Below are 24945 nucleotides of genomic sequence, written 5' to 3' on the forward strand. Positions count from 1 at the left end.
TAATTCCGGATCGATCGTGAAACGGACCGAGCAACGAATCCCACAGCTCCACCGCGCGTCTGTCCTCAGCGTTCAGGCCAGAGCTCGCCCGATTCAAACGATTGACCTCGCTCTGGTGATCCTTGCGGCGGGAATGAGCTCGGCACACGGCGTTCACCAGAGTGCTTCCATAGAGGACCGTGCGGAGGCGATGACCACGGATGGCTCGTGCCGGTGGTCCACCGGCCGGTCCTCTCGTTCGAAGGATGTTGACGGGCCGAGCATCCAGAGGGTCAGATCTCCACTGGGCCAGTCATTGGCACGGGCCAACTCGATGAGAGGCGCGACCAGGGGAAGGATCTCTCGCTTAGCTGGATCGAACTGGAATCCGGGATACCTGTAGGAGCCATGTCTACGTACGCCGATGAGCCTGCCAGCTATGCGTTGCTCTTCCACCCAGTTCGTGGCCGCGGGTTCGATACCCAGAAGTTTGGCTACCTCGCTGCTCGTGAGCAGTCCGAACTCACTTTCAACACGGCGCCACACTCTTTCGGTCGCCTGAATTGACCGCGACATTTGCGGCGAGGTAGCGCAGGACGGTGCCTTGCTGGCTGCTCGTCCGATGGCATCGCCGGACTCATCCTTCCAGTGCGCAGGCACGCCGTTCCCGGTCCCCTCATCGCCGTTGCCCTTGTTCATAGGCTGAGCTTGGCCTGGTCTTCCGGTGGCAGCTATCTCTCGCCGCAGAATGTATTCCTGCACGTGAGGGCATCACTTGCCGTTTGAAGCACCCCATGTCCAGAACGAAAGAGCGTTCAGGGCGACGACGCGGGCCGGTGCCAACCTGCCAGACCGGTATGCCAGACGTGTCTTGGCCGCCCACCGCGCCAATGCCCGTTCGGTCTCCATCTCGCTGCGCAACTTCGGAGCATCGCCGTGGGTCGCCGTGAAACGAGAGTACGCGTCGTAGTGGGCTTGCCAGGCGTCCTCCACCGGCTGGAACGTAAAGCCATCGATGCACTGCAGACGCTGCACCTGATAGGAGCAGAGCCGACCGGCAGCGAACGCTCGCCGCTGGGCCCGCACGCTATTACAGCGCTGCTTCTCCTCGATCGAGATCGTCCCAGCCGGGAGACGACGATTCTCCCGCGGTAAACGCCCTTCACGCTCGACGAAGTCCTCGAGGGCCAAGACGCTGTGGATCCAACCCATCACGCCTCGCGGAGCGCGGGCTGGGATCTCCCCTGATTCACGCCAGGTGGGGTCAGCGGTGAAGAACGTCAAAGAGGTGACGTGATCCTGAGTGAGCCTGGAGGGGCGTTGACGTTGAAGCTGGCGGTACTCGACGTGGAGCTGTTCAAGAGGGCTGAGTTCAGACATTGTGACCTTCCCGACCCGCACAGCGTGCGAGGTCGGAGAGGTCATGCGCGGACAGCGGTGCGGTGTTTCGGCAGGTGTATTCCGGCACGGATTCGCCAGGCGTGTTCGCCCGGATAGCGTCCATACATCGACCGTCGTAGCGGTCGTCAATATGGACGGAGGCCGTCGTATGTCAGATCGACTCGTACCCTGCTGTGCTCGACCAGGCATGCACACTGGGCTCGACCTCAGGGATAGGGGCACCTCGGTGCCCGGCAGCGGCAGCCGCGTCCCAGAAGTCGACTGCGGAAGCGCCTTGTCGTGACTACCCGCCGGTCGCCATTAGCGGATTCGCCCAACGACGACTCGCGGAACGACCTCTCCCCGCACAACACCCTCGCCGCCCCAGTTCGGCCCAGCACTGACCTACGCGACTCAGTCGCTGTCCTCCGCGGGCCAGATTGGCATTATGGGTGACCTTCACGGCGACCTCGGGCATGCCCTGCAGGCTTTCCAGACGTTCGCACAGAACGACGTGCGGGTCATCCTGCAACTCGGAGACTGGGGCGTGTTGTGGCCGGGACAGAACTGGCAGACGGACCTAAACAAGATGTCGAGGGCCCTGTCCAGGCACCACCAAACCTTCTACTTCGTTGACGGGAACCACGACTGGCACCCCAAGCTTCAGGAGTTCCCGGTCGACCTTGATGGCCTGAGATGGATATCCGGCAACGTGGCACATCTACCACGTGGGTACCGCTCGGTCATCGGGGGACGGTTCACTCTCGCCGCGCTCGGTGGTGGCAACAGCACCGATCGTGACCTCCGCGAAGAGGGCAAGACCTGGTGGCCCGAAGAGCAAATCGCGGACGCCGATCTCGAACGGTTGGGGAACGATCGGGTTGATGTCCTTGTTGGTCATGAAGCACCGCTGATGGACGAAGCCGATCAGGACCGGCGGAGCACGGAATTGGGAATCCCACCAAAGGAAGCCGCATACGCCGCGCACAGCCGGTTCATGTTTCGCCGCGCCGTCCTGCAAACCCGTCCACGCTTGACGCTCGGCGGTCACTACCACCGTTTCGTCGACGAGACCCTGACACTGCCGGGCGCACCGCCCACCCGTGTCGTCGTGCTCGATATGAACGGCCCGCAACGCGTGAACATGGCGATTCTGCACACGCAAACCCTCGAACTCGATTTCCTGCACCGAAACGGAGATCGTACTTACTCGACCAACACCGCACCAGAAAGGACAAACAATGATTGACTCTGAAGCTGGCCCCGACCCCGTGACCCAACTCAGCGGACAGGAAGGCGGGGCGTGGCGCGTCGTGACAAGAGACAGCACGCACTTCTTTGATCTCGACCAACAAACCGTGACGCGCGTCCCTGGTGTAAATGCTCCCCCAACTGTCAACGACAGGCCCCGGCCGTTGCGCACGATCGACACCCTCCAGGTCGGCCAACGAGGCCGATGGACCATGCGGACCGACGGTTGGGAGGGCGACGTGGATTTTTACTGGGCGAACACGAGTCTGGTCGCCACGATCGAAGCGATATCTTCTACCGACCTCCCCGGAGCCGCCGGTGCCTCAGCCGAACCGGTCAGCTCACACCCGTAACCAGGTGCTGTTCAGATGCTCCGAGTCGATCTGCGCTCGGGTAGCAGCTGTAAGCTGGTAACAGACTTCCGGGAGCGGCTTTGCTGTGACCGGACGAGCACTGGTTGAGACAGTGCAAGGGGCCCCGGCGTTACCGCCGGGGCCTTTTTATATCGCAGCGTCTGGTGCTGCGAGGAGACGCTTCCCGACGAGACACCGATGCCGTCGCCTCACCTTGTCAATTCTGTGATCATCATTTTTCGCCGATCTGCACCTCCAGGAGCGCGACCCGCAATGACGTATATGGGGTTGATCCCTGGGTGCCCGAACTTCTGAGTGTGTTCGAGATTGGTTTTGGCGCGGCACCACCTGCTCACGGGTCAGCGTACGTACATGCAGATCCCCGTTTTGGGGCGGCGGAGGTCAAGGGATTGAGGACCGAAGTCTGAAACCATTCACACAACATGCGAATCTCTACGGTCACCATCAAGAACTTCCGCTCACTTCGCGACGTCAGTATCAACTTTGACAATGTCACGACATTCATCGGGCCAAATGGCACAGGCAAGTCAACGGTCCTCCTAGCTTTGGACTGGTTCTTTAACGGCGGAAAAAGCGGTGCTCTTACCGAGAACGACCACTCCCACGGCGCCATGCAGGAAGCTATCGAAGTCCGCGTCACATTCGACGTCCTTACGATCGCCGACAGGTCAGAGCTTGGGAAGTACTCGCCGGCAGGGGCGAACACCTTCACGGCGTGGAAACGGCGGGCCGCAGATGGCGAGGAGACCCTCTCCGCGAATGCGAGGGGACTCGGGTTGTTCGTGCCTATAAAGGAAGCGGTGGGGGCCGCCGCGAAAAAGGACCTATATAACGCAATTCGACAAAATCGACCTGATCTTCACCTCCCTGTGGCCGGCACGGTTCAGGTGATCACTGATGCAATGACCGCTTGGGAGTCTGCAAATTCCGACGAATTAGATGAGATGCCCGAGCATCTCCAGACGGACTTCTTCGGCTTCAACAGCAATTCCAAGATGAGCGGGCTCTTCGATTTCGTTCTGGTGACCGCTGATCTGCGCGCCAGTGAGGAGTCTCAAGACGCGAAGAACAGCATAATTGCCCGAATACTCGAACGTTCAGTTAACAGGTCCGCGGCCGATGCGGAGGTTTTACAGATCGTCGAGAATAGCCGCGTGGCTCAGCAGGCGGTTTACGACGAAAAGTTCAAAGACCAGCTTGACGCGATCACCGACAAGCTGGGGAAAGTCATTTCGTCGTACTCCCCCGGTAGAAGCATCTCTGTGCGACCTGCGGAGATTGAGCTCAAGGCTCCAAGGACAACCTTCCGAGTCGCAATCATCGACGGAGAGGCTGAGACCTCGGTCGACCGACAAGGACATGGGTTCCAACGCACGCTGCTTGTCTCAGCACTGCAACTTCTAGCGCAAAGCGGCACCGCCGGTACTAACGGGGTTATTTGCCTGGCGATCGAAGAACCCGAGTTGTTCCAGCACCCAATTCAGGCGCAAGCGTTCGCCAAAGTGCTTCGTTCCCTTGCGGAAGCAGCCAGCCAAAACGTTCAGGTGACCTATGCGACCCACAGTCCCTATTTCGTTGAAGCTCGTCACTTTGCGCAGGTCCGCCGTCTAAGCCGCAAAATGCCCGGCAGCACCGATGTCACCGTCGACTTCTCGAATATGGAGAAAGTAATGAAGTTGACTGGCGAGGCAGTGAGGGATTCAACCGTTGCCAGCCAGATGGACGGGACTATTGCATCGCGGCTTCCTGTGGCACTGTTTGCCAACAGAGTGCTTCTCGTGGAAGGAACGACGGAGGTCGCTGTCTTGCACGGAATCGCCGACAGAACTGAGATCGGCAGCCTTGAATCGCTTGGTGTTTCAGTCGTCGACGTCGGCGGCAAGGAAAACATCGCACTTGCGCATGCGATCCTCACTTCCCTCGGGATCCCGACATACTGCATGTTCGACGGCGACTCCGGATTTGCGGCGCGCGCCCGGAAACAGGGTAAAAATGCTGCGAAGGTTGAAGAGGAACGAAAAGGGCATATTGCTTCAAATATGAAACTAACGAAGTACTTCAAACTGCCGGAGAGCGGATCCCCCGCACAAACGGAGTCATCTGTTGTGACGATTCTCTCGGATCATTTGGAAGAGCTCATGCAGCGCGAATGGTCCGAATGGAGGATCGCCTGTGAAGAGTACGAGTCCCACAATGGGATCAATCTGGCTAAGAATCAAGACGCGTACCGAGCAGCCACGCTGGCGTCAGCTGGTTCTCCTAGCGCCCTTCTCCTGCGGGTCATTGCTCGTGCTAGCGGGGACGAGCGAGATGCGATGGATGAATGCGCGTTGCTTGCCTCATAGTGAAAGACGACGAGCGAATGGCCTCACTTCAACTGGCGTGGCAGTTTGTCGCCCTCGCTGACAACTCACGTCGGGTGGCACTTGGCACTGATTTTCCGCGAGTTGCAAACCCGATGTGACGTCCGACCATACGGTCGTTTGCAGATTGCGGACCAATGAGGCCTACAGCAGGCCATCAGGCTGAATGAATCCAGTGCAGGGGAGAATACACTCGCTGCAAATGCCGTCGCCTGCTTCGATCTGCTTCAAAATCTCTGACCCGGATGGAACCCCTACCGGAAGTGAAGCTACCCGAGCTCTGGGATCGCGGGGCCTGGCGACCATCGCTATTGCGAGCGCCTCAATCGAAACAGCGACCTGATGAGCTGGCCAACTCACGCGCTCGCCGTGTTGGTGCTCGCACTCGTCTTCATGGCATGCTGAGCAAGTGCCACTCGAGCGGTCGACGACAAGCTGGTACTCCTCGCCGGGGATGTGCGGGCAGGAATCAAAACGTTGCCTGCATATTGAGCACGACCACTCTGTGACGATCTCGGGCGAAAGTCCCCAGCGCTGATGTGCGATTCTCACCGGACAGTCGCTCTTGACACCGCCGTTTTCCATCCGGAGCTTGCAGCCAAGAAATCCGAATCTCAGAAGTGCCGCTTGATGCACCAATGCGTGCGCGGTATCGCGAAGTTCTGTGTCTTCGAGGAAGTTGAGCGCATCTATTGAGTTGCGCACCGCCGCGTCGATCGGCTCTCGCAGCTCCGCTTCGATGACGTCAGCGTGCTTTTCGCGTATCTCGAACCATCGCCGGATCACTGCGTCAACTTGTGCAATGTCCTTCGATTCGTCGCCGGAGAGTGTGACGATCGGGATCCTCTGTGGGCCCAGCACGCCAGCCACTGCAGCGATTGCAGCCTGCGCTCCTGTGAGAAATGCCTCTCCGTTCTGGCGGAGAAAGTGATCTCTGTTTGGCCCGCTCTCTGGCGGAGCCCAGCCATTGTTGATCAGTGCGACGCGGTACGTCAAGAACCGGCACCCAGTTCTTTCAGTGCTTCTACAACTTTGTCAGCGTCGCCCTTGATCCTGACCCCACGAGCTTCTGTGGTGGGCGTTTTGAGGTAGTCAATTTTGAGGTGTACTTTCGCCCTCTTGACTGCATCACCCTTGAAACCCTTGCGCATCGCTGCCAGTTCGATGAGCGCTTGTATTCCTTGGATCGTTGAGGGTACCAGGGCGATGATTGCGACGGCCAGCTCGATAATCTCGATACCTGCGGAGAAGTGCTCAACGAACTCACGCTCCTGTTCTGGGAGCGAGTACCGCACTGGCACGCCTTCCGCAACTGCTCGTTTCACGAGCAGCGCGTCTGTGCCCATGTAAGCAGGGCGTCCGTCGCGACCGCTCGCCGACGGGATGAGATAGATCACATCCTCACTGGGATTCTGCACCGCGATTCCGTGTGTCGGATCGCACGGCTCGATTATGGCGTCGCTCTGCATCTAACTGACATTAGTGCAGAGTGGGCCTAATGCCGCTGCGATGCTCCCTCGCCTAGCGACGAGTCGACAGCAGCCCACGGGATCACCGGCGCCATAAAGGCTTCGAGCTTGTCAAGTCGAGTTTCTGAGAAATGACGATATCGGGCCCCCTCACGACGACCGCAGCCCTGATGATGAAGTCAATGCCTACGAGGCGCCCGCGGCCCTATTTCAGTTTCGGTGGACAGCGATGCGGTCGCCTCGGCGGACTCGTGAACCGACAGATTGACCCCAATCTCTGGATCCGGCTTGGTCGTCTCTTCGGCTGGTTCTCCGGCCGACTGCCACGGAAGGATTCCCGGGCTCTCTCGTACCATCTGTCTAGCTCCCGCCACCTGCGCAATGATCCCCTCCCACGTAATGGCCCCCTGATGACTGGTCATCCGTAGCACGTTGAAGAGGAGCGCTTCGTGTTCATCAAAGGAAAGTGGCCCGATGGAGTCTCGGTGCAAGGAAGCGACCGTCGCATGGTGTTGGATCCCTTCCCGGGACGCTCTCCACGCCACGGACTTACGTGCCCTCCGCCGGTCCACTGCTTTCCCGATCAGGTACATAGGTCCGCCGATCAGCACCATGAGGGCAAGCAGGGCCGGTATGGCGTAATCGGTGTTCATGGCGCCAGCCTACGGGGGCCGCAGCTCTGCCTGCGGTCCCTTTCGGGCTGCCTATGGCGCGCATAGAGCAGATGTGTCATCAACGGCGAAATCGATTGTTTCCGGCCGGGGTACCAATCCGGCAACGGAACCGGCACAATCCACCAATAGGGACACGAACTATATCTCGGGACACGAACTATATCTCCGGCGTTGCCTCCGGACCCGGACTCGGGTTTGTGGCAACGTCCGGGGCACTCTTTGGGTACACGCACGTTAGCGCTTTGAGGTCCGGTCACCGATCGCAAGAGGATGCGCTCACAGAGGCCGGCTGCGACCGGATCGCTACTGGTTACACCAGGCGCACGAAGACATCACGCCCGGAGTTCGATCCGCTCTGGGCTTTCGCACGCCCCGGGACAAGAATTGTGAGACTTGCAACCGGAGAAGGGCGCGACACTCGGTTGAGGGGCGCGTCTGGAACCCTTGGTAGCGCACCGAACGCGAGTTGCCGGTGGCCGCCGGTCAGACTCTGGGCGACAAAAACGATTCGATGTCGCCGCTGAGATAGGTGATGAATGCTGAGCACGACACGAGCATCCAGCGCGCGAGCGATAGCGACGGGTTAGCGACCATGTCACCCCCGTGCCGGATCCCGCCCTCGTCACATGTCCACCCGTAGATGCTTTTCCAGCCCTCGGTGAGGGCTGGGTGGAGGTCAGGGCGAGATCGCTTGAGTTCAGTCACTGCAGCACCGAGAGTGCTCTTGCCGGTGAGATGACGAGCCAAGGATTCCGCGGCAAGGATCGATTCCCGGATGACGCTTACGTAGTCTTGGCTCGTTCGGTCCGCGAGGGCAGCCGTGGCACGGCGGATGTGATCCCGGGCCGCCTTCAGGACGGTTTCCGAGGTGGCCGCTTCAGTGACGGCCTCCGCCTCGACGACGGAACCAATCTGCACGATGTTGCCCTCGATCACTCGGTAGTCGGCCAAGGTTCGCTCGAATACGCGATTGAGGCCCGACGTGACGGCCGGGTCCGTGAACCCACCGTGCACTCCGCCGCTGCGAGAGATGCCTTCGATCAGAGACTCCAAGTAATCGAAGACCAGGTGCCACTCCCCCGAGAGAACGGTCGCGCGGCTGCGATCCCAGACGACGGCCCCCACGTCAGCGTGATCACCGAGGTACTCGCCAAAATGCTCGGTGTACAGGTGTTCTTCCACGATTCGTTGCGAATTGATCTCGTAGCTGCCCATCATGAGCCGGTTTTCGAGTGGTTGAACGATGTTCCAGATCTGGCGACGGGTGTCCTCGTCTAGCGACTCGATCTGCACGGCTTGAGTCATGGGCGTAAATCCATTGCGCTCTGAAAATGTGGGCATGTCCGGAGTCTATTGGGACCATAAATCGAAGTTCGCCGCCCTGAGAAACCTGTAGCGGCGCTGGCAAGCGCGCTTGGTGTTGCCAGGGTCGGGGTGCTTTCGCACCGTTCTGCCTCGCCCGTGGGAGGCCGCAACCGCCATGCAGGCGCGGGTCCGTTCGGAGAGCCGGTGACATTCCAGCTGGGCGAACGCGGAAACGATGACGCCATGGCCCGGGCGATGACGCCGTCCAGTTCGCTGGCCGGATCGGTAATGATGCCGTCGCGGAGGGACGCCATGCATCGTGGATGAGGCCCCGGATCTTGCGATGGGTGGGACTGAAAGTTAGCAGGCGCCGTCATCCGGATGACAGGGTTGGTTGGCCGAGTCTAATCTGGAGAAGCATCAAGCACTGCGCCGCCGTGGCGTCGAAGAGATCGCTTGATTGTCGCGATGCTGATACCCCGCGCACACGACCGGCTTTACTCGTGCTCGCCCCTCAAAACTTCGTGGACGCGCAGTCATCTGAATGGTCGGTGGAACTTTCGGAGTTATGTCGTGGAATGGCTGCCTGTCCGCTCTCAGAAGTACCCCGTGTTTGCGGGCTGAAATCAATATGCCGAACCAGCCACGGAGATTGTTGCTCGCGCAACGATCAACGAGAACTGGTTGAGACAGTTCACGGGCCGGATCTCAGGATCCGGCCCTGTCTCGTTTAACGAGCGATTCTGGTGCCTCTATTCGACCGCTTCGATTCTGCCGCCTCGAATCTACCGTGTGGTTACCGGCCGCCCGGTGGCACCGGTCCCGAGGAGCGCCGCGCGATAAGCAGCGGCGGTGGCACAGCGGTGGGTGGCGCGGTGGTGCGCGCGATCCGCGCCAACAGCTGGAACACGGCGGCGCGGCCCTGGCCTTCGAAATCGTTCCGCAGGGTGGTAAGCGGCGGGTCGAAGTACGCGGCCTCGGGGATATCGTCCACGCCCACGATGCTGACGTCTTCCGGAATGCGGAGGCCGCGCTCCTTGAGGGCGAGCATCGTGCCCAGGGCCATCTGGTCATTCGCGACGATGTAGGCGGTCGCCTCCGGCAGGTCGGCGAGATCCATGATCGCCCGGTACCCGGATGCCGCAGACCAGTCGCCGTGCAGGATGCCGGCCGAGTGCAGTCCCTGGTCCTCGACCGCGCTTTCATACGCGTGAATGCGGTTACGCGCGGCCGACCAGACACTCGGACCGGCCACGTGCACCAGACGGCGATGACCCAGCCCGGAGAGGTGCGCGACGAGGGCGGGAATTCCGACCCTCGAGAGCACGCCGCGCGGATCGTCCATGGCGCCCTCAGATTCGCTGGCGACATAAGAGGGAACGCGGAACGCCGTTGCCTCGAAGGCCTTCGTCATTTCATCGGTGACCGCGAGCGCGAGGACCCCGGCCAGGTCGTGCTGCGTGATGAGTGCAAGCGCCTCATCCACGGCGCTCGGATTGCGGGTGTCCAGCGACACGATGTCCAGGACGTAGCCGGCCTCGTGCGCCGCAATGCTGGCGCCCTCGACGATTCGGCTCGGGCCGACCTGGGAGATCTCGTGGGTCAGCGCGCCGATGCGGTGGGAGCGGCCCGACTTGAGGCTGCGAGCGGTGAGGTTGGGCCGGTAGCCGAGCTCATTGAGCGCCTGCACCACCCGGTCCCTGGTCTCGGGGCGAATCCCTTCGAAGCCCTTGAGGAACCGGCTCACGGTCTGGTGGGACACGCCGGCGACCTGGGCGACGTCGTATATGGTCGCGGCTTTCACCGCTGGCGTGGCACGGGTGCTGCCAAGCGGATCTCTGCTGGCACCCATGTCGCCCTTTCCTTCGGTCTCGTCGTGCACGACTGCCCGCTCGGGCCATTGTGATCATTCTGTAGACAAATCGCTCTTGACAACACGATGTTATCGACAACATCCTAGTTTCAACCAAATGTGGTCGAAAACATAAGCAAACCTCAGCTGACGCCCCACAACGAAGTGAGCCTCAAATGAATCCAGCCTTGCCCGTGCACTCCCCCAGCGGTTTCCTCTTCGGAGTCGCGTATTACCCGGAATATCACCTCACCGACCGGGTCGACACCGACCTCGACCTGATGCAGCAGGCCGGTATCAACGTCATCCGCGTCGGCGAATCGGTGTGGTCGACCTGGGAGCCCAGGGACGGCGAATTCGACCTCGAGTGGCTCGCCCCGGTTCTCGACGGCGCCCACCGGCGCGGCATCAGGGTCATCCTCGGCACGCCCACCTACGCGGTCCCGCCCTGGTTGCAGATCGCCCACCCTGAGATCGCGGCGGAACGGCGCACGGGCGAGCGCATCCCCTGGGGTGCCCGCCAGGAGGTCGACTTCAGCCACCCAGATTTCCTCGACTACGCCGAGCGGGTGATTCGTGCGGTCGTCGGCCGGTACGCCGGCCATCCTGCCGTCGTCGGTTTCCAGGTGGACAACGAACCCGGGCTCGAGCTCTTCCACAATGACCACGTCTTCACCGAGTTCGTGCGGCGGTTGCGCGAGAGGTACGGCGCCGTGCAGAACCTCAACCGGGAGTGGGGCCTCACCTACTGGTCGCACCGCCTGGACGACTGGTCGCAGCTGTGGCGGCCGGACGGCAACTCGTTCCCACAGTACGACCTCGCCTGGCGTCGCTTTCAGAGCGACCTGACGACCGAATTCATCGCCTGGCAGGCGGGCATTGTGCGCGAGTACAGCCACGCCGGCCAGTTCGTGACCACCTGCCTGCAGTACGGCCGCCCCGCCCTCGACGACGAGCAGGTGAACCGGGACCTTGACATCGTGGCGGGCAATCCTTACTACGGCATGCAGGATCGCCTGGACGCGTCCCTGGACCTGTCGCAGCTGACCCCCTGGACGACGACCGGGGTCCCCGCGCTGTTCCGGCAGGCCGACCGCATGTACTCCTCGAAACAGGGCCGCTACCTGGTGACCGAGACGAACGCCCAGTCGATCGGGCACTCGGAGACCAACTTCCCGCCCTACCCCGGACAACTCAAGCAGGCGGCCTACACGTTCATCGCCCGGGGAGCGGCCATGATCGAGTACTGGCACTGGCACACACTGCCCTACGGTGTCGAGACCTACTGGGGCGGGGTGCTGCCGCACAGCCTCGTGCCCGGACGGGTCTACGCGGAGGTCGCCGCGATCGGCGGAGAACTCGCCTCGATCGGCACGGCGCTTGACGGGTACGAGCCGGATGCCGACGTTGCGATCCTCTGGTCGAACCCGAGCCGCTATGCACTGCAATTCAGCCCGCCGCTGCAGGTCGACGGTCGGCCGGACCCGGAGTCGTACGAGAAGATCGTCGACGCGTTCCACCGGGGTTCGATCGAGGCCGGCCGCCAGACCCGCCTACTGCACGTTTCCCAGGCGGACGCCCACGGCGCGACAGCCCTCGCGGCCCGGTTTCCGGTGCTCATCGCCGCGGGTGTGTACGTTGCGACGGATGGTGACCTCCAGCTGTTGCGTGACTACGTCGCCGCCGGTGGGCATCTGATCCTCGGCCCGCGCACCGGGTACGCCGACGATGAGGCGCGCGCCCGGGTGGAGGTCGCCCCGCCGCGGCTGGCGGACCTGGCTGGAACCCACTCCGAGGAGTACTCCAACCTCGAGGCTGAGGTCGCGGTCCTCCCGGCATCCGGCGCGCTGCCCCTGGGCACTGACGCCACGGCCAGCCTGTGGATCGACGGCCTCATCACGGACGGCTCCGAGGTCCTCGCCCGGTACGACCACCCGCGATTCCGCGACTTCCCGGCCGTCACGAGCCGCGCGGTGGGCCGGGGCCGGGTGACCGTGGTCGGCTGTGTGCCCGGTCCGGGCCTTGCCGCCGGCATCGTCCGCTGGGCGGTGCCCCGGGGCCACGCGCAAGAGCTCGCGGGTGACACCGCGCTGACCGTGACCGTTAGCTCCGGGGCGCTCCCGGACGGTCGGCGGGCCTGGTTCGTCTTCAACTGGGGATGGGAACCGCGGGCGATCACGCTTGCGGCCACCGTCGCCGACACCGTCACCGGGGAACTGCTGGCGACGGGCACAGATGTCTCACTGGCCGCCTGGTCGACGCGGACCTTCCTCAGCCGGTGAGCACAACCGGATCGTCTGATCCTTCCCAACCAGAGTCCTTCCCAACCACAGAAAGAGTGATCATGAACAAGAAGGCACGGAGAACAGCAGTGGCGCTGGTGACCGGCGTCGTGTCGATCGGGATGCTCCTGAGCGGGTGCACGCCGAGTTCCAGCGATAACGCCTCCCCGGAGACGATCAGCCAGGACGACATCGACAAGGCGATGACCACGCCCACGAAGCTCACGTTCTGGACGTGGGTGCCCGACATCGAAAACGAGGTGAAGCTCTTCGAAGAGAAGTACCCCGACATCGACGTCACGGTCGAGAACGTCGGCCAGGGGCTCCCGCACTACCAGAAGCTCCGCAGCGCCATCGAGGCCGGCGAAGGCGCACCCGATGTCGCACAGATCGAATACCAGTACATCCCGTCGTTCGTGCTGAACGATTCGCTGCTGGACCTGACCGCCTATGGAGCCGACGACCTCTCCGGCGACTACGTCGACTGGGCCTGGAACCAGGTGTCACCGGACACCGAGGTCTGGGCGATCCCGCAGGATGTCGGGCCGATGGGCAACCTCTACCGCAACGACATCCTCAGCCAGGCCGGAATCACCGACCCTCCCGCGACCTGGGACGACTACGCGGCCGCCGCCAAGACCGTCAAGGACTCGACCGGCAGCTACATCTCGAACCTCGGCGCCACCCAGGCGGGCCAGATGATCGGCTTCCTCTGGCAGGCCGGCGTCAAGCCGTTCGGGTACGACGGTAAGGAGACCGTGACCATCGACGTGAACAGCGACGAGGCCAAGAAGGTCGCGGACTACTGGACCAACCTGATCCAGCAGGACCTGATCTCCACCGACGTCGACTTCCAGGACCAGTGGTACCAGGGCCTGGCCAGCGGCAAGTACGCGGGCTGGCTCACCGCCGCGTGGGGTCCGATCTTCCTGCAGGGCACGGCCGAGGGCACGTCGGGCGCCTGGCGCGCGGCTCCGCTGCCGCAGTGGAATGAGGGCGACAACGTCTCGGGCAACTGGGGAGGTTCGTCCGACGCTGTGCTCGCATCCAGCAAGAACAAGATCGCCGCGTACGAGCTCGCCACGTTCATCAACAACGACGAGGCCTCGGCCATGAAGCTGGCGACCGAACAGTTCCTGTTCCCGCCGCAGGTGTCGGTGCTGGAGGACCCGGCGTTCGTCGACCAGGAGTCGGAGTTCTACGGCGGCCAGAAGGTGAACCAGCTGTTCGCCGAGATCTCGCAGACCGTCGACACCGACTTCCAGTGGCTGCCCTACATGGACTACGTGTACTCCACCTACGAGGAGACCATGGGCACCGTGATCGCCGCCAAGGGCGACATTGCCCAGGCGCTGGACACCTGGCAGGACCAGCTGGTGACCTACGCGACGGACCAGGGCTTCACCGTGAAGTGACCCGCCGGGCGCCCGCTGGCCGGCGGGCGCCCGTCCGTCCCCGCACCGCGTCGGCCGGTCGGCCGATTCCCCCCTTTCACAGAAAAGGAGTCGCAATGTCGCACTCCCCCGCGCTCACCGCCGAGCGCCCCGCCGGTCCGCCGCTGCCGAAACGTCCGACCAGCCCCGCCAAGCGCACGCAACGCCGCGCGGCGTACCTGTTCCTGCTGCCATTCTTCGTCGTGTTCCTCTCGATGCTTGTCGTGCCCCTCGTCTACGCGGGCTACCTCAGCCTGTTCGAGAGCAAACTGATCGGTGGGGAGGCCTTCGCGGGCCTGGCCAACTACGCCCGCGCCCTCACCGATCCCGCATTCCTGGAAGGCCTCGGCCGGGTCGGCCTGTTCTTCATCATCCAGGTGCCCATCATGCTCGGCCTGGCCCTGTTCTTCGCCCTGGCGCTGGACAGCGCCCGCGCCCACGGGTCCAAGGGGATCAGGCTGCTGATCTACATGCCGTACGCCGTACCGGCGGTCGTCGCGACCCTGATGTGGGGCTACCTGTACGGACCGGACTTCGGCCCGATCGCGCAGATCTCCCGGGCGGTCGGGCTGGGAACGCCGGACTTCCTCTCACCGGAGTCGATCCTCGGCTCCATGATGAACATCGTCACGTGGGAATTCGTCGGCTACAACATGATCATCATGTACGCGGCCCTCCGATCCATTCCCGGTGAACTCTATGAGGCCGCCGAGATCGACGGTGCCGGCCAGTTCCGGCTGGCCTGGAGCGTCAAAATCCCGGCGATCAGGCCGGCGCTCATGCTGACCTTGATCTTCTCGGTGATCGGCTCCTTCCAGCTCTTCGCTGAACCGAGCCTGCTGAACGCCATCGCCCCCGACGCGATCACGAACTCCTTCACCCCGAACTACTACGCGTACAACCTCGCGTTCATCAACCAGGAACTGAACTTCGCCGCGGCCATCGCGTTCCTGCTCGGAATCGTGATCGCGATCGTGTCGTACTTCGTCCAACTCGGCGGGGAACGCAGCGAACGACGAGAGAGGGCGCTGTCATGACGTCTCGGGTTGGCCCTGCGCTCGTGACCCCCGGCGACGGCGACGAGGCGGTCGCCCCGGGCCGCAGCCGGCCCCGGTACGCGCCCGGAAAGCGCCGGAGCATCCTGCTCACTGTTCTGCTCTGGCTGTGCGTGCTCTACTTCGTGCTGCCGCTGTGGTGGCTCTTCGTCTCCTCCACGAAGAACAACTCGGCCCTGTTCTCGACCTTCGGCATGTGGTTCGGCGGCGATTTCTCGCTCTGGGACAACCTGCAGACCCTCTTCACCGTTCGGGACGGGATCTTCCTGCGGTGGATGCTCAACACCTTCGTCTACGCATTCGCGTCGGCGGCCGGCGCCACCCTCCTGGCCACCATGGCGGGGTACTCGTTCGCGAAATACGACTTCCCGGGCAAGAAGGTGCTCTTCAGCGCCACCCTGGGCGCGGTAATGATTCCGTTGACGGCGCTGGCCCTGCCCACCTACCTCCTGTTCTCCCAGGCCGGGCTCACGGACACCCCGTGGGCGGTCATCATTCCGTCGTTGGTGAGCCCGTTCGGGGTCTACCTCATGCGGGTCTACGCCGCCGACGCGATCCCCGACGGGCTGATCGAGGCTGCACGGGTGGACGGCGCGGGCGAGTTCCGGATCTTCTGGCAGGTGGGCCTGCGCCTGCTGGGCCCCGGCCTCGTGACGGTGTTCCTGTTCTCCCTCGTGGCGACCTGGAACAACTACTTCCTGCCGCTGATCATGCTGAACAGTTCCAGCCTGTACCCCATCACCGTGGGGCTGGCCCAGTTGCAGTCCGCGGCCTCGGCCGGCGGCGGGTCCCAGGCGTTGTTCTCCACCGTGATCACCGGGTCGTTCGTCTCGATCCTCCCGCTGGTCATCGCGTTCCTGTTCCTCCAGCGGTACTGGCAATCCGGACTCGCCAGCGGCGGGGTGAAAGGCTGATCATGACAATTTGGTATGGCGGGGACTACAACCCCGAGCAGTGGCCGACGGACATCTGGGACGAAGACGTGCGGCTGATGAACCGGGCGGGTGTCTCCCTCGCGACGGTGGGAGTGTTCTCCTGGGCCCGCCTCGAGCCCCGTCAGGGAGAGTACGACTTCGCCTGGCTTGACGGGGTGCTGGACCTCCTGCACGCCCACGGCGTGCGGGTCGACCTGGCCACCGCGACGGCCTCGCCGCCGCCCTGGCTTGCCCTGCGGCATCCGGAGACCCTGCCGGTGACCGAGGAGGGCGTGCGGATGTCGGTGGGCAGCCGGCAGCAGTACTGCCCGAGCTCGCCGGTGTATCGGGAGCGAGCCCGAGAACTCGTGCGGCGCCTGGTCGAGCGGTACGCCGACCACCCCGCCTTGGAGTTGTGGCACGTCAACAATGAGTACGGCTGCCACATCAGCCACTGCTACTGCGACGTGTCCGCTGCGGCGTTCCGTGACTGGCTGCGCGCGAAGTACGTCCGGATCGAGGAGCTGAACCGGGTCTGGGGAACGGCGTTCTGGTCGCAACGGTACGACTCGTTCGACGAGGTCTCTCCGCCGCGCGCGGCGCCAACTTTCCGCAATCCCACGCAACTGCTCGACTTCGACAGGTTCTCCAACGACGAGCTCCTCGCCTGCTACCGATCGGAGGTGGCGATCATCCGGGCCGGCTCGACGGTGCCCCTCACCACGAACTTCATGGGGTTCTTCAAGGCCGTGGACTACTGGGCCTGGGCGCGCGAGGTGGACATCGTCAGCGACGACACCTACCCCGACCCCGCCGACCCCGATTCGCCGGCCTACGCCGCCATGGTCCGCGACCTCATGCGCTCCCTCGGCGACGGGGCGCCGTGGCTGCTGATGGAGCAGGCGCCGAGCGCCGTCAACTGGCGGCGTCGGAATGCCGCCAAGTCCCCCGGGCAGATGCGGGCCTGGTCGTACCAGTGCGTGGCCAGGGGCGCCGACGGCATCCTCTTCTTCCAGTGGCGGCAGTCAGCGGTGGGCTCCGAGAAATTCCATTCCGGCCTCGTGCCGCACGGCGGAACCGACACCCGCGTGTGGCGGGAGGTCGAACAGCTGGGCCAGGAACTGGCGGCGTTGTCCGGTCGTACGGGAGACGCGGCCATCGCCGGGACCCGGGTGCCGTCCAGCGTGGCCATCGCCCTGGACTGGGACAGCTGGTGGGCCATCGAACAACCGGCCTCCCCCACCGAGGTGTCCTATGTCCGGACCCTGTTCGCCTGGCACAGCGCCCTGACCTCGGTGGGGCTGACGGTGGACTTCGTCAGGGCGGATGCCGACCTGTCCGGTTACCGCCTGGTCGTCGTTCCGGCTCACTTCACCGCCACCGACAGTCAGGTGCGGAACCTGGCTGCTGTCGCCGAAACGGGTGCCCTGGTCGTGGGGTTCGGCACCGCGATCACGGACGAGAACCTGCACGTACGACTGGGCGGCTACCTGGGCGAACCGCTTCGGCGGACACTGGGCGTGTGGATCGAGGAGTTCGCCCCGCCGGCCGCCCCTGATCTGAGCAATCTGGGCGCCGGTGCGCCTCCCGAGCTCGTCCTCGACGGTGAGGTCTTCGGCGGCCCGGCGGCCGGCGGGGTATGGGCCGAGTACGTACGGGTCGAGGATGCCGAAACCATAGCGACCTTCGCCGAGGGGGCGTTGAGCGGCTGGCCGGCCGTGACCCGGCGGGGAACGGGCTCCGGAGCCGCCTGGTATGTCGCCACCCTCCCCGACCCCGGGGCCCTGCGCCGCCTGGCCGAACGAATCGTCCGGGACGCTGGTCTTGACCTGCCGGCCCCGGTGGCCCGAGGCAACGGGGTGGAAACCGTGCGCCGAGGCGGCTATGTCTTCGTGATCAACCACGGTGCCCATGAGGCCGAAGTCCTGGTCGACGGCACCGACGCCCTCACGGGTGCGCCCGCGCTCGGGCTGAAGCTGGCCCCTCAGGGCGTGGCCGTCATCGGCGTTGAGTGAGCCGCAGCAGGAGGCTTGGTGGCTCCGGCATCCTGCTGCTAGAGTCGACGCAAGCGGTCGTGAGAGCGCTCTCATTTAGACTAGGTCCGGCTGCGACGGAGCATTCACGATAGTGGTGCAGCGCTGCAGGCGGTCCGGGATACCGAAAAGGTGCACGCATGAAGTTCGGCCACTTCGACGACGAAGCCAGGGAATATGTCATCGAGACCCCGTTGACCCCCTACCCGTGGATCAACTATCTCGGCAGCGAGGATTTCTTCTCGCTGGTCTCCCACACGGCGGGTGGTTACACCTTCTACAAGGACGCCAAGATGCGGCGCCTCACCCGTTACCGCTACAACGACATCCCCACCGACTCGGGCGGACGCTACTTCTTCATCAAGGACGGCGACGACGTGTGGACGTCCAGCTGGCTACCGATGAAGAAGGATCTCGACTTCTTCGAGACCCGACACGGCATGGGCTACACCCGCATCACGGGTGAGCGCGGCGGCCTGCGCGTCTCGACCCTCTACTTCGTTCCACTGGGCGAGACCGCGGAGGTGCAGAAAGTCACGATCACGAACACCTCCGACACGGTCAAGACCTTCTCGCTGTTCTCCTACCTCGAGTTCTGCCTGTGGAACGCCCAGGACGACCAGACCAACTACCAGCGCAACCTCTCCATCGGCGAGGTCGAGGTAGACGGCAGTGCGATTTACCACAAGACCGAGTACCGCGAACGTCGCGACCACTACGCCGTTTACGGCGTCAACGCCGAGATCGCCGGGTTCGACACCGACCGGGAGACCTTCGTGGGCCTCTACGAGACCCTCGCCGAGGCGAAGGTGCCGCACGCCGGGAAGGCCGCGAACTCGATGGCCTCCGGCTGGTACCCGATCGGCTCCCACCAGGTCGACTCCACCCTGCAGCCCGGCGAGAGCCGTGACCTGGTCTTCGTGCTCGGCTATGTCGAGAACACGCCGGAGAACGGCCAGGAGAAGTGGGCCGACGACGCCAAGCAGGTCATCAACAAGACCCGCGCCCACGAACTGCTGGCCCGGTTGTCCACGACCGAGGCCGCCGACGCCGCCTTCGACGCGCTCGGCGTGTACTGGACCGACCTGCTGAGCGCCTATACCGTCACCTCCCCCGACGACAAGCTCAACCGCATGGTCAACATCTGGAACCAATACCAGTGCATGGTGACGTTCAATATGAGCCGCTCGGCCTCGTACTTCGAGACCGGCATCGGCCGGGGTATGGGGTTCCGCGACTCCACCCAGGATCTGCTCGGCTTCGTGCACCTGATCCCGGACCGCGCCCGCGAACGCATCCTCGACATCGCCGCCACCCAGCTGCCGGACGGATCGGCGTACCACCAGTACCAGCCGCTCACCAAGCGCGGAAACAACGAACTCGGCTCAGGCTTCAACGACGACCCGGCCTGGCTGATCATCGGGGTGGATGCCTACCTCAAGGAGACTGGCGACTACACGATCCTTGACGAGATCGTGCCGTTCGACAACAACGACGCCCTGGCCGAGACCCTGTACACCCACCTGACCCGGTCGTTCGAGTTCACCCTGAACAACCTGGGCCCGCACGGGCTGCCGCTGATCGGCCGGGCCGACTGGAACGACTGCCTCAACCTCAACTGCTTCTCCACCACCCCCGGCGAGTCCTTCCAGACCACCGAGAACCAGGCCGGCGGGGTGGCGGAGTCGACCTTCATCGCCGCCCAGTTCGTGCTGGCGGCCGGGCAGTACGCCACTATCGCCGAACGCGGCGGCGACACCGTGCAGGCCGGCAAGGCCCGTCAGGCCGCCGCCGACATGACCCAAGCGCTGCTGACCGACGGATGGGACGGCGACTGGTTCCTGCGCGCATACGACTTCTACGGGAACAAGGTCGGCACATCCGAAGATACCGAGGGCCGGATCTGGATCGAACCGCAGGGCTTCGCCGTTCTGGCCGGCGTCGGCGTGGAGCACAACGCGGACGGCACGCCGGTACAGACCAGCCCGGCGTTCAGGGCCCTCGATTCGGTGGACCGGCTGCTCGGTTCCGAACACGGTCTGGTGCTTCAGTACCCTGCCTACCGGAGCTATCGCATCGAACTCGGCGAGGTATCGACCTATCCCCCGGGCTACAAGGAGAACGGTGGCATCTTCTGCCATAACAACCCCTGGGTGATCATCGGCGAGACGGTGCTGGGCCGCGGCGCCAAGGCGTTCGACCACTACCGCAAGATCACGCCGGCGTACCGGGAGGAGATCTCCGAGGTGCACCGTACCGAGCCGTACGTCTACGCGCAGATGATCGCGGGCAAGGAAGCTGTCCGGCACGGCGAGGCCAAGAACTCCTGGCTCACGGGCACTGCTGCGTGGAACTTCGTGACCGTCTCGCAGTACCTGCTGGGCGTGCGCACGGACTACGACGGCCTCGTCGTGGACCCGCAGATCGGTCCCGACGTCACCGAGTTCACCGTCACCCGCCAGGCGCGCGGCGCGACCTACGTGATCACGGTGGCCAATTCCGGCCGAGAGGGATCCCGCGCGAGTCTGACGGTCGACGGAGTCCCCATCGAGGGTCGTACCGTGCCGTACGCCCCGGCCGGCGCCACCGTGCAGGTGCACGCCACTCTCTAGCAGCCGCGCACGCCGAGGGCCGGGTCGGAAGACCCGGCCCTCCCGCGAACCTGGCGCGACCCATCCGGTGGTTGAGCCTGTCGAAACCTGGCGGGGTCAGGCGACGGCGACCTCGACCTCGCCCGGCTCGGCACCCGCACTACCGAAGATCAGGCGGCGGTTGGCGATCTTGTCGGTGAAGAACCTGTCGTGGCTGACCACGACGACAGCCCCCGGGAAGTGCAGCAGCGCGCGCTCCATCACCTGCGTGCTCGACATGTCGAGGTGGTTGGTGGGTTCGTCGAGCAGCAGCACCGAGGCGCCGGAGAGCAGGCACTGGGCCATGGCGACCCGGGCCTTCTGGCCGCCGGAGAGGTTGCCGATCTTCTGCTTGAGGTCGGCCTCGGAGAACTGGAACATGGTGAGGAACCGGTTGACCGACTTCTTGGTGGCGGTGAACGCGAGGCTGCCCTCGAGCGCGTTGACGGCATGGCTGACGGTGTCGGCGTCGTCGAGTTCGGCCAGCACCTGGTTGTACGACACCATGCCGGCGCCCTTGGCCCAGTCGACCTCGCCGTGATCCGCGGCCTCTTCCCCCGTGAGCACCCGCAGCAGAGTGGTCTTGCCGCTGCCGTTGGCGCCGAGCACCACGATGCGGTTGCCGCGACGGATCTCGAAGCTCAGGTCGTTGAAGAGCACCTTCTCGCCATAGGCCTTGCTGAGCATCTCGACCCGACAAAGCACATCCTTCACGTGCAGGCCGCCGTAGATCTCGGTGATGATCTTGTCGACCGGCCGCGGAGTGCGGGACTTCTTGATGGTCGCCAGCTGGGTGCCGAGCTTCCGGCTCGCGGCCTTCTGCGCCTCCCGCCGGTCGGCGATGCCCTCGGACTCGAACGCGAGCAGTTCGGACTCGTGCACGAACTGCGCCTCGAGGGTCTTGAGCCGGAACTGCTTCTGCACGACGTACTCGCCGAAGTTGCCCGGGTACTCGTGCAGATGAAAGTTCTCCAGCTCGATGATGCGGGTCACGACGGCGTCGAGGAAGGTGCGGTCGTGGGAGACGATGACGGCCGCGCCCCTGAAGTCGCGGAACCAGTTCTCGAGCCATTCCACCCCGGCGACGTCGAGGTAGTTGGTCGGTTCGTCCAGCAGCAGCACGTCCGGTGCCTCGAGCAGGATCTTGGCCAGGGCGGCGCGGTTGCGCCAGCCGCCGGAGAGCTCATCGATCGCGCACGTGCGGTGGGCCTCGTCGAAGCCCAGGATGGTGAGGGCCGCGTCGATGCGGCGCGGGTAGTCCCAGCCGTCCAGTCGGTCCATGTCCGCGAAGAGCTCTGACTGCCGGTGGATCAGGCGGTCCAGCTCCGCGCTGGCCGAGGAGTCGGCGGCGATGGCCGCGTCGATCGAGGCGAGCTCGGCCTCGACGGCCTTGATCTCGACGAACAGGGCGTCGAGCACCTCGGTGATCGTCGACGTGCCGTTCAGCTCGGAGAACTGGGAGAAGTAGCCGATCTTCACGCCGTCGTCGACCGTGACCGTGCCGGTGTCCGGCGTCACCTGGCCGAGGATCAGCTTGATCAGGGTGGTCTTGCCCGAGCCGTTGCGGCCGATCATGCCGACCCGGTCCCCCGGTTCGAGCCTGAAGAAGGTCTCGCGAAGCACCTGGGTGTTCTCGAAACGCACGGTCACGTCGTTCAGCCGGATCAAACTCATGAGAGCTGCTCTCCGCTGTCCGTGGCGTCGACGATGCCGATGAACCGGCTGCCGATGCCATCGACCTCGCGGCGGCTGAGACCAGGCTCAACCTCGGGGAGTTCGTCGTAGCCATGGTGGTCGCAACTCATGTAGGTGAACTCCGGCCACCACTTCTTGGGCCGGACCGCCTCGGTGAAGCCGCAGACGCTGCAGGTCAGGGAGACCCAGACGGGCTTCTTGCCGGTGCGGTTCGATCGTGACTGCACCAGCCAGGCCGGCGGGTTCGCCTCGATCTCGGCGAGCTGGGCCTCGGTCATGCGGCTGGGAAGGTCGTGGCGCTGCGCCATCTCGAGGGGTATGTCGAGGCGAAGCGCTGCTTCTCGTCTGGTAATCATCAGGTTCAACGATAGGTGCTGGGCGCCGTCACCGGGCACAGCAGTCGGCGCAGCGAGTGAGGAACTGGTTCAATGAACCATGCCTGAAACCGTTTCTCCCCTCGGCCTGCTCCTGGATGTCGACGGTCCGATCGCCAGCCCGGACACCCGCACCATCAGCACTCCGAGCATCATCACCGACCTCATCGCCCTCGCCGGCGCCAATGTGCCGATCGGCTTCATCACCGGGCGCTCGGCTCAGTTCATCAGCGAACAGGTCGTGACGCCGCTGGTCGCGGCAGGCCTTCCTCAGGAGATGCGCATGTATGGCGTGTGCGAGAAGGGCGCGGTCTGGTTCCCGATCACCGCAGCGGGGATGGGCGACATCGTCGTTGATGCCAGCGTGGCGCTACCCGAGGTCGTGGCCGGCCGCATCCGGGATCTCGTGGCCTCGGACTACGCCGACAGCATGTTCTTCGACGAGACCAAACTCGCCATGATCTCCGTCGAACAGCGCACGGATGTGGACCGGTCCCGCTACCACGTCGCCCAGGCGTCCTTCGAGGCGGCGGCCTATGCGATCCTGGTCGAGCATGGCCTCGGCGTGCGGTTCGGGGATCTGGTCTCACCCGATGCCACCGGCGCGGTGCCGTTCCGCATCGACACCACCATCATCTCCACCGATATCGAATCGGTCGACCTCGACAAGGACCACGCCGCCGAACGGGCCGTGGCGTTCTTCGCCCAGGGCGGGCCACTCCCCCGGGTGTGGCGCTCGGTGGGCGACTCGCGCAGCGACTACAAGATGGCCGACCACCTGCATGCGGCCGGCTTCGATGTCGCGCACGTGGATGTGCGGCCCGCAGACGGCATTCTCGACCGGGGGTACCCCGTGATCGTGGAAGGCGACCTCGTCCACGACGAGGCGGGGGCGGCCTTCCTCGGCTACTGGGTGCAGAAGCTCGGCCTGGCTGAGCCGGTGTCCGACTAGTCTTCGACGAACCGGATACCGTTCTGCAGGGTGCTGCGCAGCTCGAAGACCTTCTCGAAGCTGCCGCGGTCCATGCCTGCGATGCCGTCCCGAAGCACGCCGACCAGGCGAGACCGCGGGATGACGACGATCATGGCCCGACGGCCGCGGCTCGGCAGCGAGAACGGCTCGGTCACGGCTTCGTCGGGAGCGACCACGATGAGGGCCGTGAAGCGTACCCGCAGGGACTTGGCCAGGATGCGCGCGGCCGCCGCGAAGTCGGCCAGTGGCTCCTCCCCGGGTTCGAGGGCGTCGCCCACGAGCTCACCGCGGCGCAGCTGCACGGGCGCACCCCAGTCCTCCGAGAGGATCGCGAACAGGCCGGCCGGGCCGAGCACGACGTGGTCGATCTTCTCCACGTCGTCCCGGGTGGCCACATCATGCCAGGCCGTGTAACCGATGCCGAGACCCGCGATGAGCTGCGCGGTGGACTCCTCGGCGAGGGCCTTGGCGAGGCGATGCCGGATCTCCCGCGGAGCGGAGCGGATCAGGTCACTGGCGTAGGGGTCGTCGATGGTGGTGCCGCGCCCGGCCCACTCGCGAAGCAAGGATAGGTACCGTTGCCGGGAATGCCCGCCCGGGTGTCCGTACATGCGAGCCTTCACGCCGCTGGACGCCGAACGCGCGGTGGCCGGTCCTGCGGCTCGCCCGGATCCCCCGGCATCCGTGGCGCCGGGGTACCGGGCGCCGTCGTACGCGGCCCGGCTCGCCGGGCTACCGATGCGTTCCCAGGCCAGCTGCACGGCGTGGAAAGAGGCCGCGGAGCCACCGACGTCGGGGTGGGATTGGCGTAGCTTTCGCCGGTAGGCGCGCCGGAGTTCTTCGTCGGTCGCCGACGGGGTCACGCCCAGCACCTCGTACGGGCTGGCCGCAGCCGGGCTCTCTGACATT

19 protein-coding genes are annotated in these 24945 nt (G+C 64.3%); 9 read left to right on the forward strand and 10 right to left on the reverse strand.

The window, feature by feature from the left end; translation table 11 throughout:
* Positions 1–153 precede the first annotated feature (153 nt).
* Both KY500_RS07005 and KY500_RS07010 read right to left on the reverse strand, forming a co-directional pair.
* Positions 154–678, reverse strand: a complete 525-nt coding sequence (locus KY500_RS07005; protein WP_219902893.1) for a hypothetical protein — start codon at positions 676–678, stop codon at positions 154–156.
* A 72-nt stretch (positions 679–750) separates the two neighbouring features.
* Positions 751–1359, reverse strand: a complete 609-nt coding sequence (locus KY500_RS07010) for a helicase associated domain-containing protein (protein ID WP_219902894.1) — start codon at positions 1357–1359, stop codon at positions 751–753.
* 448 nt (positions 1360–1807) lie between these two features.
* Between KY500_RS07010 and KY500_RS07015 the strand changes: the two genes are divergently transcribed.
* Both KY500_RS07015 and KY500_RS07020 read left to right on the forward strand, forming a co-directional pair.
* The gene (locus tag KY500_RS07015) at positions 1808–2608 is read left to right on the forward strand and encodes a metallophosphoesterase (protein WP_219902895.1); all 801 of its coding nucleotides are present in this window, start codon (positions 1808–1810) and stop codon (positions 2606–2608) included.
* A 798-nt stretch (positions 2609–3406) separates the two neighbouring features.
* Positions 3407–5329, forward strand: a complete 1923-nt coding sequence (locus KY500_RS07020; RefSeq protein ID WP_219902896.1) for an ATP-dependent endonuclease — start codon at positions 3407–3409, stop codon at positions 5327–5329.
* Between the two features lie 162 nt (positions 5330–5491).
* On the opposite strand, the gene KY500_RS07025 is transcribed toward KY500_RS07020, so the two are convergent.
* From KY500_RS07025 to KY500_RS07045, 5 genes are all read right to left on the reverse strand, one after another.
* Positions 5492–6217, reverse strand: coding sequence for a hypothetical protein (locus KY500_RS07025; protein WP_219902897.1), 726 nt, complete (start codon positions 6215–6217; stop codon positions 5492–5494).
* A 122-nt stretch (positions 6218–6339) separates the two neighbouring features.
* Positions 6340–6816 (reverse strand): hypothetical protein, encoded by a 477-nt coding sequence (locus KY500_RS07030; protein ID WP_219902898.1) that lies wholly within the window; start codon positions 6814–6816, stop codon positions 6340–6342.
* A gap of 179 nt (positions 6817–6995) precedes the next feature.
* Positions 6996–7469, reverse strand: a complete 474-nt coding sequence (locus tag KY500_RS07035) for a hypothetical protein (protein ID WP_219902899.1) — start codon at positions 7467–7469, stop codon at positions 6996–6998.
* 504 nt (positions 7470–7973) lie between these two features.
* Entirely contained in the window at positions 7974–8831 is an 858-nt protein-coding gene (locus tag KY500_RS07040) for an AbiJ-NTD4 domain-containing protein (protein ID WP_219902900.1), read from the reverse strand.
* Between the two features lie 760 nt (positions 8832–9591).
* The gene (locus tag KY500_RS07045) at positions 9592–10647 is read right to left on the reverse strand and encodes a LacI family DNA-binding transcriptional regulator (RefSeq protein ID WP_219902901.1); all 1056 of its coding nucleotides are present in this window, start codon (positions 10645–10647) and stop codon (positions 9592–9594) included.
* A 176-nt stretch (positions 10648–10823) separates the two neighbouring features.
* On the opposite strand from KY500_RS07045, the gene KY500_RS07050 reads away from it, so the two are divergent.
* The 6 genes from KY500_RS07050 to KY500_RS07075 all read left to right on the forward strand — a co-directional run bounded on the left by KY500_RS07050 (position 10824) and on the right by KY500_RS07075 (position 20976).
* Complete coding sequence (locus tag KY500_RS07050; protein ID WP_219902902.1) at positions 10824–12929, forward strand: beta-galactosidase; 2106 nt, start codon at positions 10824–10826, stop codon at positions 12927–12929.
* A gap of 62 nt (positions 12930–12991) precedes the next feature.
* Positions 12992–14344, forward strand: coding sequence for an ABC transporter substrate-binding protein (locus KY500_RS07055; protein WP_255579859.1), 1353 nt, complete (start codon positions 12992–12994; stop codon positions 14342–14344).
* Between the two features lie 95 nt (positions 14345–14439).
* On the forward strand, positions 14440–15399 hold the full coding sequence (locus tag KY500_RS07060) for a carbohydrate ABC transporter permease (protein ID WP_219902903.1): 960 nt from the start codon (positions 14440–14442) through the stop codon (positions 15397–15399).
* On the forward strand, positions 15396–16331 hold the full coding sequence (locus KY500_RS07065; protein ID WP_219902904.1) for a carbohydrate ABC transporter permease: 936 nt from the start codon (positions 15396–15398) through the stop codon (positions 16329–16331). Before KY500_RS07060 ends, KY500_RS07065 begins: the two co-directional genes overlap by 4 nt.
* Before the next feature lie 2 nt (positions 16332–16333).
* Positions 16334–18346, forward strand: coding sequence for a beta-galactosidase (locus KY500_RS07070; protein ID WP_255579860.1), 2013 nt, complete (start codon positions 16334–16336; stop codon positions 18344–18346).
* A 158-nt stretch (positions 18347–18504) separates the two neighbouring features.
* Complete coding sequence (locus tag KY500_RS07075) at positions 18505–20976, forward strand: GH36-type glycosyl hydrolase domain-containing protein (protein ID WP_219902905.1); 2472 nt, start codon at positions 18505–18507, stop codon at positions 20974–20976.
* Positions 20977–21072: 96 nt separating this feature from the next.
* Here KY500_RS07075 and KY500_RS07080 read toward each other — a convergent pair whose 3' ends face one another.
* Both KY500_RS07080 and KY500_RS07085 read right to left on the reverse strand, forming a co-directional pair.
* A complete protein-coding gene (locus KY500_RS07080) occupies positions 21073–22668 on the reverse strand; it encodes an ABC-F family ATP-binding cassette domain-containing protein (protein WP_219902906.1) in 1596 nt (531 codons plus the stop codon).
* The gene (locus KY500_RS07085; protein ID WP_219902907.1) at positions 22665–23045 is read right to left on the reverse strand and encodes a hypothetical protein; all 381 of its coding nucleotides are present in this window, start codon (positions 23043–23045) and stop codon (positions 22665–22667) included. Before KY500_RS07085 ends, KY500_RS07080 begins: the two co-directional genes overlap by 4 nt.
* A 79-nt stretch (positions 23046–23124) precedes the next feature.
* On the opposite strand from KY500_RS07085, the gene KY500_RS07090 reads away from it, so the two are divergent.
* A complete protein-coding gene (locus KY500_RS07090) occupies positions 23125–24015 on the forward strand; it encodes a hypothetical protein (RefSeq protein ID WP_219902908.1) in 891 nt (296 codons plus the stop codon).
* Here the strand turns inward: KY500_RS07090 and KY500_RS07095 are convergent.
* Complete coding sequence (locus KY500_RS07095) at positions 24012–24944, reverse strand: DnaJ domain-containing protein (RefSeq protein WP_219902909.1); 933 nt, start codon at positions 24942–24944, stop codon at positions 24012–24014. The two genes, KY500_RS07090 and KY500_RS07095, sit on opposite strands and share 4 nt — an antisense overlap.
* Between the last annotated feature and the right edge of the window lies 1 nt (position 24945).

The organism is Cryobacterium sp. PAMC25264 (genome assembly GCF_019443325.1).
Lineage (GTDB): Bacteria > Actinomycetota > Actinomycetes > Actinomycetales > Microbacteriaceae > Cryobacterium.

Excerpts from the sequence above, each read along its gene's own strand:
- KY500_RS07005 (WP_219902893.1), bottom strand. The coding sequence starts at position 678 with ATGAACAAGGGCAACGGCGATGAGGGGACCGGGAACGGCGTGCCTGCG.
- KY500_RS07010 (WP_219902894.1), bottom strand. The coding sequence starts at position 1,359 with ATGTCTGAACTCAGCCCTCTTGAACAGCTCCACGTCGAGTACCGCCAG.
- KY500_RS07015 (WP_219902895.1), top strand. The coding sequence starts at position 1,808 with ATGGGTGACCTTCACGGCGACCTCGGGCATGCCCTGCAGGCTTTCCAG.
- KY500_RS07020 (WP_219902896.1), top strand. The coding sequence starts at position 3,407 with ATGCGAATCTCTACGGTCACCATCAAGAACTTCCGCTCACTTCGCGAC.
- KY500_RS07030 (WP_219902898.1), bottom strand. The coding sequence starts at position 6,816 with ATGCAGAGCGACGCCATAATCGAGCCGTGCGATCCGACACACGGAATC.
- KY500_RS07035 (WP_219902899.1), bottom strand. The coding sequence starts at position 7,469 with ATGAACACCGATTACGCCATACCGGCCCTGCTTGCCCTCATGGTGCTG.
- KY500_RS07040 (WP_219902900.1), bottom strand. The coding sequence starts at position 8,831 with ATGCCCACATTTTCAGAGCGCAATGGATTTACGCCCATGACTCAAGCC.
- KY500_RS07045 (WP_219902901.1), bottom strand. The coding sequence starts at position 10,647 with ATGGGTGCCAGCAGAGATCCGCTTGGCAGCACCCGTGCCACGCCAGCG.
- KY500_RS07050 (WP_219902902.1), top strand. The coding sequence starts at position 10,824 with ATGAATCCAGCCTTGCCCGTGCACTCCCCCAGCGGTTTCCTCTTCGGA.
- KY500_RS07055 (WP_255579859.1), top strand. The coding sequence starts at position 12,992 with ATGAACAAGAAGGCACGGAGAACAGCAGTGGCGCTGGTGACCGGCGTC.
- KY500_RS07060 (WP_219902903.1), top strand. The coding sequence starts at position 14,440 with ATGTCGCACTCCCCCGCGCTCACCGCCGAGCGCCCCGCCGGTCCGCCG.
- KY500_RS07065 (WP_219902904.1), top strand. The coding sequence starts at position 15,396 with ATGACGTCTCGGGTTGGCCCTGCGCTCGTGACCCCCGGCGACGGCGAC.
- KY500_RS07070 (WP_255579860.1), top strand. The coding sequence starts at position 16,334 with ATGACAATTTGGTATGGCGGGGACTACAACCCCGAGCAGTGGCCGACG.
- KY500_RS07075 (WP_219902905.1), top strand. The coding sequence starts at position 18,505 with ATGAAGTTCGGCCACTTCGACGACGAAGCCAGGGAATATGTCATCGAG.
- KY500_RS07080 (WP_219902906.1), bottom strand. The coding sequence starts at position 22,668 with ATGAGTTTGATCCGGCTGAACGACGTGACCGTGCGTTTCGAGAACACC.
- KY500_RS07085 (WP_219902907.1), bottom strand. The coding sequence starts at position 23,045 with ATGATTACCAGACGAGAAGCAGCGCTTCGCCTCGACATACCCCTCGAG.
- KY500_RS07090 (WP_219902908.1), top strand. The coding sequence starts at position 23,125 with ATGCCTGAAACCGTTTCTCCCCTCGGCCTGCTCCTGGATGTCGACGGT.
- KY500_RS07095 (WP_219902909.1), bottom strand. The coding sequence starts at position 24,944 with ATGTCAGAGAGCCCGGCTGCGGCCAGCCCGTACGAGGTGCTGGGCGTG.